The organism is Rhodothermales bacterium (assembly GCA_040221055.1).
Lineage (GTDB): Bacteria > Bacteroidota > Rhodothermia > Rhodothermales > UBA10348 > 1-14-0-65-60-17.
Genome location: JAVJVN010000009.1, coordinates 261,393 through 275,316 on the forward strand (window position 1 = coordinate 261,393; position 13,924 = coordinate 275,316).

Here is a 13,924-nt window from a genome sequence, read left to right on the forward strand (position 1 = left end):
CAACATGCTGAACGTATTCATCGTGGATGACGAAGCGCCGGCCCGGAGCCGGCTCCGCAAATTGTTGGCCCCCTTCGAGAAGGCGGGACGTGTGGAGGTGTCGGGCGAGGCCGAGGACGGTGTGGATGCCGTCGAGAAACTGAGCGCGGCGCGTCCGGACGTGGTCTTCCTGGACATCCAGATGCCGGGGCATGACGGCTTCGAGGTCCTGGAACGCCTGCCCCCCGACGCACGGCCCATTGTCGTCTTCACGACGGCGTACGACGAATATGCCATCCGTGCCTTCGATGCCAACGCCGTGGACTACCTGTTGAAGCCCATTCCGGCAGACCGGCTGGAGCAGTCCATCGCCCGGGCGGAGAAATTGTTGGCTTCGCCGGTCAACAAACAGGAAACCGAAGACCGGCTGGCCCGACTGCTCGACTGGATGGATGAGCGGGCCATGGCCGGACCCGCATCGGATGCCCGCGAGCCCCGCTTCCTTGAGCAGTTGTCCGTGCCCTACAGGGACCGCATCCTCATTGTGCCCGTATCCGATCTGGTCTCTGTCGAGATTTCCGAGGGCATCACGCGCGTGTTCATCCTGGACCACGAACCGGCAGTGCCTCGCCCCAAGCTCAAGCAGCACATTGTAAGCTACACGCTGGATCAGCTCGAGAGCATGCTCGACCCCGACGCGTTCATGCGCGTGCATCGCTCAGCCATCGTCCAATTCGGTCACATCAAGGAACTCATTACGTGGTTCTCCGGGCGATACAAACTCGTCCTGACCGGCGGACACGAGGTCATTGCCAGCCGGGAGCGCTCCAAGATCCTGAAGGACCGGCTCATGGTCTGACGATGGTCACCGGTTTGGTCACCAAGGTCCGTCCATCCGCATCCCGTACGGAAACGAAATAGATGCCGGCCGCCACGCGCCGACCTGTCCGGTCGGTCAGATCCCAGGACAACGTTCCGGGCGCGAGTCGGGCCACTTCCCGGCCCTGTGCACTGTGGATAACGAGCGTACGGATCCGACCGGCTGAGGACGAGCCGTTACCCATGGACAGATTCACGCGAGTCGATGCAGGGTTCGGCCAGACGTTCAGATGGGCCACCAGGGGCTGCTCCATGCCGGCAACGTTGGTCCCCGTCATGACCGATGCGACACTGCTCTCCCCGCTCTCCACATTATTGAACGTGAGCGCGGTCACGATATAGTGGTAGGACGTGGCATCGTCCAGCCCTCCTTCGCTGTACAGGGGCTCATACGTGACGGCAACCAGGTTCTCCGGATTGTTGGTGACCGCACGCACGTCGGTCGGAGCCGAGCCCTTAACGCGATACACGGCAAACCGACGCGCCAGCGTTCCGAAGAATGACGGGTCCCAGCGCAGAAGGACGGTCTGCGAACCCGTGGAACCGGAACCGAGTGTCGCGGTCAGGTTGTCGGGTGCCGCCGGGGGAAACATGTCCCGGTGCGTCATGGGCGGTCGCAACGCGACCGTTCGGTAGAGGTCCGTGCGGAGCGAATCGGTCAGCCCCTGGTTGCCGGACGAAAGCAGATTCGCTGCGCGGAAATGGGCAGATCCGTGGATGCCATTGTTTGTGCGCGTGAATCGTATTTGACGCGGCATTTCGTTGGCGGCGTACAGGCCGGATGTCGTCGTGGCGGCGTCGCTCTTGTATGTTCCATGTCCGGTGTAGATGGGCCGCGGATTCGGCGCGTCCCCGGCCTGCTGGGCCCACCAGGTGGCCAGCGTACCGAAGTCCTGCCCGCCTCCGAAGGGCCAGTACAACTGGGGGATGAGGTAATCCACGCTCTCGTCCGCGAGCCAGGCCAGTGGATCGGCATAGATCACGCTGTACGCGTCAAGCCCCGACGTACCCGCCGGCGTGCCGCTCTTCCAGATGCCGAACGGGCTGACCCCGAACTGGGCTTCGGCGTCGGTTTCCAGTACGGCCGCGTAGACATCCGCCATGAAACGGTTGATATTCTGGCGGCGCCAGTCACCCCGTTGCAATCCATCCGGGTTGTAGGTCTCGAAGGACGGGCGGTCCTGGTCGCCGATCTGCGGGGAATACGGATAGAAATAGTCGTCGAAGTGGATGCCGTCGACGTCATACCTGCGCAGGATATCCTCAACTACGCCAATGACGTAGTCGCGGACGGCGGGGTGTCCCGGGTCGAGCATCTTCTGCGTACCGATTTCCAGGATCCACTCCGGATGCGTAGTTGAGACGTGATTGGCGGCAATCGGATAGGCATTCGTCTGCCGGACCGCGCGGAACGGGTTCACCCAGGCATGCAACTCCATGCCCCGCTCGTGCGCGGTTTCAATGGCGAAGGAGAGCGGATCCCAGATGGGGCTCGGCGCCTGGCCCTGCTGCCCGGTCAGGTAGCGCGACCACGGCTCGATTTCAGATGCATACATGGCGTCCGCCTCGGAGCGGACCTGGAAATACACCACGTTGATGTTGCGGGCTGCGAGCCCATCCATGAGCGCACGCAAGTCGGCCTGTTGCGTAGCCGGCGAATGGAGCGGGCTCTTCGGCCAGTCAAGATTGATGACCGTCGCAATCCAGGCCGCCCGGGCTTCCAGTTTGGGTGGGGTTGTCTGGGCCATTGACAGCCCTGCACTGGGCAGAAGCCACAGAAAAACCCATGCGAGCCCGATCCGGATGCGTGAAACAGAATGAAGCGTTTGTTTCATTTAGCGGTTGACAGGGAAGTTTCCCATTAATACGTTGTTAAGACTTCGCAAGTGCAGCCCGCCGTGGTTCGGGCGCACGCAGACAGACGGATATTCATTCACGTGCAAACCCACCCTATGAAAACTGCTACTACGCTTTTGATAGTCCTGGCCCTCATCGGCTTCCAGTCGGTAACGGCCCAGACCACAGAATACCATTTTTCGCCGGAACGAACCGGTGAGTTGACGGACGCGTTTCCTGTTTACGAGCAGAACGGTGCGCGCGGTATTTCCGGCCCATACGACATGGATCGGGATGGAAAGGTCGAAGTGCTGGTGTCCCAGCACGATGCTGCGGGCGGCACTGTCCACGTTATTGAACACCAGGGCGGTTCTACGTGGGAGCACGTTTACTCGACAGCATTGATCGACCCTTCGTCCTCGTCCAGCAACACACGCTACGCCATTGCCGGCGATCTGGATGGAGACGGAAACTGGGAAATCATTACCACGGCTGGCGTCGGATATGACCAAAGCGTCACTGCCTGGCCATCCGGGGGCGTCTACGTCTGGGAGCATGACGGCGTCGTCGGTTCCGACAATTACGGATCACGCCCTGCCACGGCGGTGGATTTCTACGCATTGGACGGTCGGTCTTCGGCCTCCTTCTATGCCCAGATCCTGGATATCGCCGACCTGGACGGGGATGGCGATCAAGAACTGCTCGTCCCGGCCAACGGCCCCAGCGCCAATGATGTCTTCTATGTCCTTTCCGTGACGGGCGATTTCGAAATGGATGGATATGGCAATACGTTCGAAACGTGGAACGTCGAAGCTACCGAAGCCCCGCGCGAGCGTGCCATCGGTGGTGGATCGGCCTATGCCGCCTACGCCGGTGACTTCAACGGCGATGGCAACATGGACGTCTCCTGGCATTCGTGGAATTCCTTCAACTTCTTCAATGGAACATGGAACGCTGGTGTCTATGAGCCCGCACCCGACGGTGGCAACCTGCAGGCCTCTGCCGGTATCGGTGACCACGTGTCGCTGTTCGGTGGTGTCGTTGCCGACATTGACGGTGACGGCAATGACGAAGTGTTCTATACGAACTTCATGTCCGGCGCACTCAGCGTCATGGATTACAATTCCACGGAATCCGTAACCATCGTGGACGCCAACCATTTCGCCTTCGACGCGATTCCGGTCGGTGCAACTGGTGGGGCTACGGCTGGCGATTCGGATGGTGACGGCCAGATGGAGATCATGGTCGGTGGCCCGGGCTATGGCCTCTCGGCACGGAACAACAATGAGCCGTCGTTCTTCATCCACAATGCCGAATTCCTGGGTGGCGACCCGAAGGATGGAACCAACTGGGACATCACACCGGTGAATACCAGCTCTCCGCTGGATACGCTCGGATTCAATGTCGTGTACCGCGACTCAGCCGGCGTGGCTACCATGTACCGCGAAGTAGCGGCATCGAAGCAAGGCTCAACCGGTAGTGGATCCGACCCGGTTTTCCCATCCATGATTGCCTACCTCGGTGATGTGAATGGCGACGGCAATGGACACATTGCCCTTTCCTTCCAGGGCATCGATGACTCACTGGCCGTCTATGATGAAGTCTGGAATGCCGATTCCCTTCGTTACGAGCGCTCAGTACGCGAAATCATGGCCAATCCGGAACGTGCCTTCGTCCGCATCATCTCGATGAGTGGGACGTCGGTGGCCACGCAGGATCGTATTGTCCTGCCTTCCGACTATCAACTGGACCAGAACTACCCGAACCCGTTCAATCCGACGACGAACATCCGCTTCACGCTGCCAGTCGACAAGGCGGTAAGCGTGCGTGTGTATGATGTCCAGGGTCGCCTGGTCAAGACGCTGGTGGACAACCGGTTGTTGGCCCAGGGCGTGCACGAAGTGGTCTGGGACGGTACCAGCAACAGCGGTGCCCAGGCCGCCAGTGGAACGTACCTCTACACGCTGGAATACGGCAATTTCCGTCAGAGCAAGACCATGGTCCTGCTCAAGTGACGGGTGCGGTTTGATTGAATGGGGAGGCCCCGTCCGGGGCCTCCCCATTTTTTTTCTTTGTACCTTGGTTTCGACCATTTCTTCCATTCCATCCGAGCCAAAACAGCCATGCGAAAGACCGGTATTCTGCTGGCCTTGATGTGTATCCTTGGGGCAGGTATTGCCCATGCCCAGGGCAAAATTGCCGGGCGGGTCATTGACGCCGCATCGGGAGAGCCACTGATTGGTGTAAACGTATCGATTGCGGGTACGACCCAGGGCACCATGACCGACGTGGACGGCAATTACATTATCCTCAACGTGCGACCGGGTACCCATTCCCTGCTCTTCTCCTACATCGGCTTTGCCCAACAGCGGGTGGATGGTGTCCGCGTCGCGACCGGCCAGACCACGGAATACGATGTGGAAATGCGTGAACAGGTCATTGAAGGTGAGGAAGTGGTCATCGTGGCCGAGCGTCCGCTCGTGCAGAAGGATCTGACGTCCTCGTCCAAGACGGTCAACGCCGAGGAAATCGAAGCGCTTCCGGTCGAAGGCTTCTTCGGCGTCTTGACCACGCAGGCAGGGGTCACAACGGGACCCGGCGGTACCATCCATATCCGCGGTGGCCGCAGCAATGAGGTTGCGTACCTGGTGGACGGCATGTCGGTCGGCAACCCGTTCGAGACCAACGGATTGGCCACAAGCGTGGCGGCCGATGCCATCCAGGAAATGACGGTCATTTCCGGCGCCTTCAACGCCGAATACGGCAAGGCCATGTCCGGTATTGTCAACCTGGTCACCAAGGAAGGGGGCGAGAAGATCCATGGTTCGGTCAGCATGTACGGCGGCAACAACTTCACGCAACACACGGATGTGTTCCTGAACGACAACAGCTTGCGTCCGAACGTCTACACCCTGGAAGGGACCCTGAGCGGTGCCCTCCCCTTCTACAAGAAGCTCCGGTTCTTCGTGTCGGGTCGATACGACTATGACGAAGGCCACATATACGGCGAACGGACCTTCCTGCCGTCCGACTCATCCAATTTCAACGGTGATCCCGGCCTGCTGGCCGATATCCAGGAGTACATCCCGGACTACGACGGTCCCCTGTGGTACTATGAAATCCAGGGCAAGCCGTGGTACGAGTGGGCCGGGCAGGACATTCCGTCCGAGCGTGTTGCGCTCAACCCGAACCGGGGCCACAACCTCATTACCAAACTGAGCATGCGGCCTTGGTCGGGAACCAAGATCGAGTATTCGCTCATCCTGGATGGTGGCAAGAGTACACCGTTCAGCTTCGGCTACCGCTACAATCCGGATGGCGTATCGTCCTTCCGCAGCGATGGCGTCAACCACGGCCTTGGCTGGACACACACCCTTGATGACCGTTCGTTCTATACGCTTCGGATGTCCTACGCATCCAATGAATCCCGGTCCTTCCTGTACGAAGACCCGCTCGATCCCCGCTACGTGTCCACCGGCGCATCGGTCGGCTTCCCGGGCAACAACTTCCTGATGGGAGGCAACCAGAAGGGTCACGTTACCGAACGGTCCGATTCCTGGCGCATCAAAGCGGACCTGACGAAGCAGATCGGCGTGACGCACGAGGTGAAAACGGGCATTGAGTACAATCTCCACCTGCTTGACCGGCGCAACTTCACGGTCCTGTTCGACGGCGACCAGTACCGGACTCCCACTGTACCGGACGTGACGACCCCGGCCCACGACTACTATGAGGATCAGAAAGTCACGGAACTCAGTCTCTACATCCAGGACAAGCTTGAATTCGAGGACTTCATCATCAATGCGGGCGTACGATACGAGCGCTTCGATCCTCACGGACTGTATATCCCCAACCTGCTCGATCCCCAACGCAAGGACGATCCGCTCAGGGAAGCCGACGTCACGAACGTCATCATGCCGCGGCTCGGCGTATCGTTCCCGATTACAGAGACCGGCATCATCCACTTTTCCTACGGGCACTTTGCGCAGATGCCGCGCCTGCGGAATCTGTACATCAATCCGGAATTCGAATTCCCGGTCGGTCAGGCTCCGACGTTCGGTAACACGAACATGCGGCCGGAGCGGACCGTGCAGTACGAGATCGGACTGCAGCAGCAGCTCACGGAGACGTTGGCATTCGATGTGACCGGCTTCTTCAAGGACATCCGTGACTACCTGGCATTGCAGACCATCCGGTTCAGCACGATTGCGGGTGAGGACGTGTACAGCATCTACCAAAACCGGGACTATGCGAATGTGAAAGGGGTGACGTTCGCGCTGACCAGCCGGCGCCCGCGCGGCGGCTTGCTGTCGGCCAACGTGGATTACACGTTCCAGATTGCCGAAGGCAACAATACGGATGCGAACTCCTTCTTCTTCAACTCCCTGTCAGGCAGGGAGACGGAACTGGAGATCGTGCCCCTGAGCTTCGATCAGCGGCATGTGCTCTCCAGCACCGTCACTATTTCACCGGGTCCGGCGTGGGGCATTTCATTGATCGGTCAGTTGCGCGGTGGATATCCCTATACACCACTCCTGATTGACCAGAAGATCGACCAGTTGCCGAACCAGGAGCGCAAACCGGCAACGTCACGGCTTGACCTGCACATCTACAAAGAGTTCGCGTTGGGTGGCCAGGGACGTCTCCGGGTGTTCGGTAAAGTATTCAATGTCCTTGATCGCTTGAATGAGAATTTCGTGTTCGACGACACCGGCCGCGCCACCTACTCCCTTTCCGAACAACGCGGCGTATTCGCCGCCTGGCAGCGCGCTGCCGAAATGGGGCTGCCAGGCATCCGGTCATTGGATGAGTATGAGAATCGCCCCCAGTACTTCTCTGCTCCGCGTGAAATCCGCCTTGGCGCCACTCTTTCCTTTTGAACTCCATGTTTTTCGAGATGACGCGTAACAAGAACGCCTCCCGAGTACTCCGCTCTACCCGAATCCTGGGCATGCTTGCTCTTGGTCTGCTCGTCTCCGCGCCTGCATTCGGTCAGGCGCGTGAGCGCGGCGACGACTACCGGGATGCCCGCCGTTGGATCCAGCAGCAAACGGCCAAGCGAGGAAAAGCCGCCGTGGCCGATTGCGCCGAGGATACCACCGATCGTCGGGACGTAATCCTGAACGGAAATCGCATTACCACACAGATCCTGAATTTCGGCTCCATTTCCTCGCCCGGGAACACCATTACGGACATTGTCTGGAACGGCCTGGGGTATGGCTATGAGTTCGGTCCCATCGTGGGTGCAGAGATCGTGGACACGAACACGCCGCGCGATCCGAAGTCCGTCCCGAAAGTGGATGAGAACGGGAACGTGGTGCTGGACGAGAACGGAAATCCGATCTACGTTATGCACATCATTACCGACGGCCTCGTGTCGAACGGTGGTGAAATCAGTCCCGATGGAACCGAGAATTGGGGCTGGCAGCCCATTCCGTGCGCCGAGCCCGTCGGCAATTTCGAGGGGATCAACGTCGTGAGTCCCGATTCCCGGCGCATCCCGACATCTGACGCCGCCGACAACGATCTCGACGGCAAGCCGGATTCCTGGCCCGACGACTGGTACAACGAGAATCTGAAAGAGTACGTGTGGCCCGGTGCCCTGCAACAGGGAGCCTCGAATGCCGACCAGGAGGCCATGTACTTCATGAATGACTATTCGAACCGGGAATTCAAGTATTACCCGTTTGCCGACACGACCAAGCGGGGTCTTGGACTCGAGACAGAAGTCCGCCTGTACCAGTGGGCGAATCCGCTCGCCGAAGATGCCATCTTCCTGGTCTACAAAATCACGAACAAGTCCGAAAAGGACCTGGAAAAGGTCATCTTCGGCATGTGGGGTGATCCGCATGTCGGGGGCCCTGGCGACTGGCCGGATGACCTGGCCTTCTTCGACCGTGACCTGAACATGGTCTTCGCGTTCGACGGCGACGGGCGCTCCGACATACCGGGACGGAGGCCGGGCTATTTCGGATACAAATTCCTCGAGAGCCCGGGGATCGGCAATGAAATCATTGACGGCGCCTTCTATCCTGGTGACGGCGTGGACAATGACGGCGACGGCATGGTCGACGAATCCTGGACCGACGGAATCGACAATGACGGCGACTGGGACCCTGAAACAGACGATGTGGGCCTGGATGGCATTCCCGGTACCGGAGACACTGGAGAAGGCGACGGCATTCCGACGGCGGGCGATCCGTTCGATATCACCAAACCGGGCGAGCCCAATTTCGAGTTCACCGACATTGACGAGTCCGACATGATCGGGCTGACGTCTTTCGCTTCTCCCCCGTTCGCGGGCAACCGGATAAGCAATGATGAGCGGGTCTGGCAGTTCATCCAGCCGGGAAGTTTCGAGGAAGTACCCGAGGATCCGGGCGACTACGTCTTCCTGTATGGTTCGGGCAGCTTCCCGCTCCGTGCCGGCGAAACCAAACGCTTCTCCATCGCGCTCATTCTTGGCGAATCGCTGGCAGACCTCACGCTCAACGCGGAGACCGTCCAGCAGATTTTCGACGTGGGTTATCGCTTTGCCCGGCCGCCGGACAAGCCGATTGTCCGCGCGGTTCCAGGCGACAGGCAGGTGACGTTGTACTGGGACGACCGGGCTGAGAAATCAGTCGATCCCCTGTCCCGTACGCAGGACTTCGAGGGCTATGTGGTCTACCGCTCGACCGATCCATCATTCAGCGATCAGCAACTCATTACCGACATCAACGGATCGAAATTCCTGTTCAAACCGCTTACAACCGAAGTGGGCGTGGAAGCCAAATTCGACCTCAAAAACGGGTTGACCGGCCCTTCCCCCATTGTCTTTCCGGATCGTGGCGTGGCATTCGACCTGGGCAACGACACGGGACTGTTCCACTCCTTCGTGGATTCGAACCGGGTCGTAAACGGACAGACCTACTATTATGCCGTCACGGCCTATGACCGCGGATTCGCGGGTGACGGTGGTGACTTCATCGATGGCATTGCGCCCAGTGAAACATCGAAGACCATTACCTACAATCCGGTGGATGATTCCTTCATTTTCGATGTGAACACGGCCTCCGTGGTTCCAAGGCCGGTATCGGCCGGATACGTCGCACCTTCCATCGAAGAGGCCGGAGGTCTGCAGCACGAGACCGGTCATGCCACGGGCGACATCCGGATCCGGATCGTTGACCCGATGGCGGTTCCGCAGAACGGCGCATATCGTCTGGATTTTGATGTCATTTCAGGGCAGACCGTCTATACCGTGACCGATGAGCAGGTACGCCAGACCGGCCTCCGTGCCATTACGGGCAGGACCTCGTCCGTGGGCGCGACCAATATCGACGCCTCGTCATTCACGCTCAGGAATGCATCCGGGGCGGTGCTTACCGAGGGTACGGATTACATCCTCAACGCAGAGCCCGGTACCGTTGAGGTGATGGCTGGAAATGTATCGGATGGCGACTCCCTGTTCGCATCGTTCACGTACAGTCCTATCTACCGGAGTTCACTGCTTTCGAACCAGGAAGCGAATCCCATCTTCGACGGAATGCACTTGTTCGTCCAGAACGTCCCGTTGCGTATTGACGACGACGAAACGGGTTGGTCGGAAGGCGGAAAGGGCATTGAGGCAACCGTGAGGGTCGCCACCTCAGGTCCGGGACGCCGCGGGCAACCCAGTGACTACGAGGTGCGGTTCGCCAACGAGAACATCTCGACCGGCTTCAGCAACAACCTCCCCCTTCCCTTCGAGGTGGTGAATCTGACGAATGCCAATACGGTCATCGATGCCTTCGTGCCGGATATCAACCGGAATGGAGCCTGGGATGTGAATGAACAGATCATTTTCCTGGAGACCATCAACGGCGCTCTGACTGCAACGTGGATGCTCACGCTGACTGACACGGGCGAGGTTCCGGGTGCCGGCGACGTGTTCTACGTGCGCACGGACAAGCCCTTCACGGACACCGATTCGTTCCGGTTTGCCACCCTCGGCGCCCGCGACAATGTGGACGTTGCCACCGACCGGATGGAAAACTGTACGGATCCACTGGGCGAGTGCATTTACGTCGTCCCCAACCCGTATGTGGCCACAAACGAGATCGAGCCGAGGAATCCGGTATCACGTTCCGAACGGGGCGACCGGCGCCTCTACTTCGCCAATGTGCCTGCCAAGGCCACTATCCGGATCTACACGCTGTCCGGTGAATTGGTGGATACCATTCGTCGGGACTCACCCGTCGACGACGGCAAGGAGTTCTGGGACCTTCGCTCGAAGGACAACATGAACATTGCCTATGGTCTGTACATCTTCCACGTGGACTGGGAAGGTGGGTCGTACATCGGAAAATTTGCCGTCATCAAGTAACATGAAACGAATTACCATCCTCCTTGTGCTGCTGACGGTCGGGGCGCTTCCATCGTGGGCGCAGTTGTCCCAGGAAAACGGGGCGACACGTACCATTACCAAGACGGGTACGACCGCCGCACAATTCCTCAAACTCGGCGTCGGAAGTCGAGCCATTTCCATGGGCGGTGCGTTCGTGGCCGAAGCCAACGACCTGTCGTCGCTGTATTGGAATCCGGCCGGGCTGGCGCGCATGAACGGCTCGGCCGTGCAGCTGTCGCACACCCAGTACCTGGCCGACATCGATTACAATTACGCGGCCTTCGGCCTGAACCTGGGGACAATGGGCACCCTGGCCGCCTCCCTGTTGTACCTGGATTCCGGAGACATGGCGGTTCGGACCACGACGGAGCCGGAAGGAACGGGCGAGCGATTCTCCAAGCAGGACTTTGCTGTCCAGGTGTCCTACGCGCGGGCATTGACGGACCGGTTCTCTATCGGGTCCACCATCAAGTTCATCCGCGAGAAAATCTGGCACAGCACCGCCAGTGCAACCGCTTTCGACGTCGGTGTGCTCTTCACCACGCCATACGAGCGACTCCGACTGGGTGCCGCGATGTCGAATTTCGGCCCGAAAATGCAGATGAGCGGCCGGGACATCATTTTCAGTACGGACCCGTCTCCGGACCAGGAAGGGACCGTGGAAATCGTGAACTCGGAATTCCTGATGGATCGGCACCCGCTGCCCCTCATGTTCCGGGTGGGTCTGGCCTGGGATGCCGTCCTCACGGAGGATTACCGTCTGGTCCTGCTCACAGATGCGGCGCATCCGAATGACAACAGTGAATACCTGAACCTCGGATCGGAGCTGTCCGTGAGGGATCTGATCGCCCTGCGCGTCGGATACCGGAATCTCTTCGAAACGGATGGAGAGCAAGGACTTACGTTCGGCGGAGGGTTGAATGTCCGCATTGACCGCTCCGTTCGCATTAAGATTGACTATGCGTATGCCGATTTCGGTCGCCTGGAACAGACCCACTGGTACACGTTCAACCTCCAGTTCTGATATTCGGCTGGTTCCGTTGCGTCGGCACCGCCTGTCCAAACCCTATTCCATTCGACATGCGATTGTCTGTTCGCCTGATGGTCGCCGCAGCGTCACTGCTGCTGGTGATTCCCGTTCATGCCCAACTGATTCACGATGTCGTGAACACGGAGGTCGCGCTGGGGCCGGTTTCGGTACAGCAGAACGGGAAGCAAACGGTCTGGACGCGCACGGCTGAGGCCGGGACGGCGCCTTTCACCGGCGTAGCCGTGGAGTTGGGATCCCACGCTGAGTCCATCCACGCCGACGTCCGATTCAGCAACGGCATGGAAATGGAATGGGGGGAATGGTTGCCGGCCCATGTCACCTCCAATCCGTCGGGTGGCACGTTCCTGGCCGGGTATCATCAACCGGAGGAGATATCTGCCGCGTATTTCCAGATCCGGGTCTCCTCTCCCGATGGAGCGGAGGTGACCATCCGTGAAGCCGGCGTCTTCGACAATCGGACCGATCCGGACCGGGTCCTTCCGGACGGGCTTGTGGCGCTCCGGGGAAAGAGTGAAGGCCACATCATCCCTCCGCCATTGATTACGCGTGCCGACTGGGGCGCCGCGCCGTTCCAGGGTGGCAGCCCCTCCCCGCTCTCGAACGGATCCTACAATTACATGACCTTCCACCATACGGCGGGGTGGTCGGCGACGTCCTTGGCAGAGGGAATTGCAGCCGTCAAATCCATCCAGGACTTCCACCAGAACGGGCGCGGCTGGAGCGACATCGGATACCAGTTCCTGATTGACCGGGGCGGTCGCCTGTATCAGGGGCGCCCGTTCCTCGACGGGTCCACGTCCCTCGAGGAAGTCCCGGCCCTTGCCCTCGGGGCTCATGTGGGTGGTGCGAACACGGCCAACATCGGCATCTCCATGCTGGGCTGCTACCATCCTCCCGAGGGGCCCAACTGCACGGAGATGATCACGCCCGAAGCGTTGCAAACGTATATCACGTTGTTTGCCTTCCTGAGTGAACGTTACGGCGTATCGCCTTCATTCATCCGGGGACATCGGGATTTTTCAACGACCGCGTGTCCCGGGGACAACAACTACAATCTGCTCCCGGAAATCAAGGTGGATGTCGCCGAGCTCCTGCAGACCGGGAACGAGCCGATTGGGGCCGCCACCATCACGGCGACGAGCGACGAGAGTGGTGTCGTCACTGTGGCATGGGATATCCTGCAGAATGACGGTGTGGTAACGGTCATGGTCGAGCGCGTGACGTCCACCGGCACCTCCATTGTCTTCACCGGTGGACCGGATGCCGGGTCCTACGCCGATGCGTCTCTGGTGGCCGGTGAGCAGGTCTCTTACCGGATATATGGGGTGTCTTCGGATGGCCGACAACAACGGTTGGCTTCCGTGGAAACGTCCGTGGGGCGGCCTGGCACGTACATTCTTTCCCAGCCGTTTCCCAATCCTGCAGTGGACCGGACCACATTCCGGTACTTTGTGCCGACCGACGGGTTTGTCCGGATTGCCATCCACGATGCCACTGGCCGCATGGTCACGCGGGTGGAGGACCGGTTCGTGGACGGCGGGACCTGGGATTCCGCTTCCATTGACGTATCTGGGCTCTCCTCCGGTACCTATTTCTACCGGATGATCGTCGATGGCTTCTCGGGTGTGGTCTTTGACGAAAGTCGCGTCCTTATTGTCCAGTAAGGTTTGGTACAACAAGCAAACCCGGCCCCTTGTGGGGGCCGGGTCGCTTCACCCAGAACCAATCATCACTGAGAGGTGATGTGCCAACGGGCCAGTGTCCTCGTTTGGCCCGCCGGTTTCGATGGATATACTACGCACGGCTACTGT

The 13,924-nt window shown here is 59.6% G+C and carries 7 protein-coding genes; 6 read left to right on the forward strand and 1 reads right to left on the reverse strand.

The genetic code is table 11. The annotated features are described in order from the left end of the window. The first annotated feature begins 4 nt into the window (after window positions 1-4). Window positions 5-838, forward strand: coding sequence for a LytTR family DNA-binding domain-containing protein (locus RIE53_03795; GenBank protein ID MEQ9103798.1), 834 nt, complete (start codon window positions 5-7; stop codon window positions 836-838). Here the strand turns inward: RIE53_03795 and RIE53_03800 are convergent. Further along, on the reverse strand, window positions 828-2,606 hold the full coding sequence (locus tag RIE53_03800) for a family 10 glycosylhydrolase (GenBank protein ID MEQ9103799.1): 1,779 nt from the start codon (window positions 2,604-2,606) through the stop codon (window positions 828-830). The genes RIE53_03795 and RIE53_03800 overlap by 11 nt on opposite strands. Before the next feature lie 204 nt (window positions 2,607-2,810). Here RIE53_03800 and RIE53_03805 point away from each other — a divergent pair, with 204 nt between their 5' ends. The 5 genes from RIE53_03805 (at window position 2,811) to RIE53_03825 (ending at window position 13,777) form a co-directional block, all read left to right on the forward strand. After that, entirely contained in the window at window positions 2,811-4,709 is a 1,899-nt protein-coding gene (locus RIE53_03805; protein MEQ9103800.1) for an FG-GAP-like repeat-containing protein, read from the forward strand. A 108-nt stretch (window positions 4,710-4,817) separates the two neighbouring features. Beyond that, window positions 4,818-7,574 (forward strand): TonB-dependent receptor, encoded by a 2,757-nt coding sequence (locus RIE53_03810; GenBank protein ID MEQ9103801.1) that lies wholly within the window; start codon window positions 4,818-4,820, stop codon window positions 7,572-7,574. Window positions 7,575-7,645: 71 nt separating this feature from the next. Next, window positions 7,646-11,041, forward strand: a complete 3,396-nt coding sequence (locus RIE53_03815) for a hypothetical protein (protein MEQ9103802.1) — start codon at window positions 7,646-7,648, stop codon at window positions 11,039-11,041. A 1-nt stretch (window position 11,042) separates the two neighbouring features. Next, window positions 11,043-12,086 carry a PorV/PorQ family protein gene (locus tag RIE53_03820; protein MEQ9103803.1) on the forward strand — a complete coding sequence of 348 codons (1,044 nt, stop codon included), beginning with the start codon at window positions 11,043-11,045 and terminating at the stop codon, window positions 12,084-12,086. 56 nt (window positions 12,087-12,142) lie between these two features. Continuing rightward, complete coding sequence (locus RIE53_03825) at window positions 12,143-13,777, forward strand: N-acetylmuramoyl-L-alanine amidase (GenBank protein MEQ9103804.1); 1,635 nt, start codon at window positions 12,143-12,145, stop codon at window positions 13,775-13,777. The last annotated feature ends 147 nt before the right edge of the window (window positions 13,778-13,924 follow it).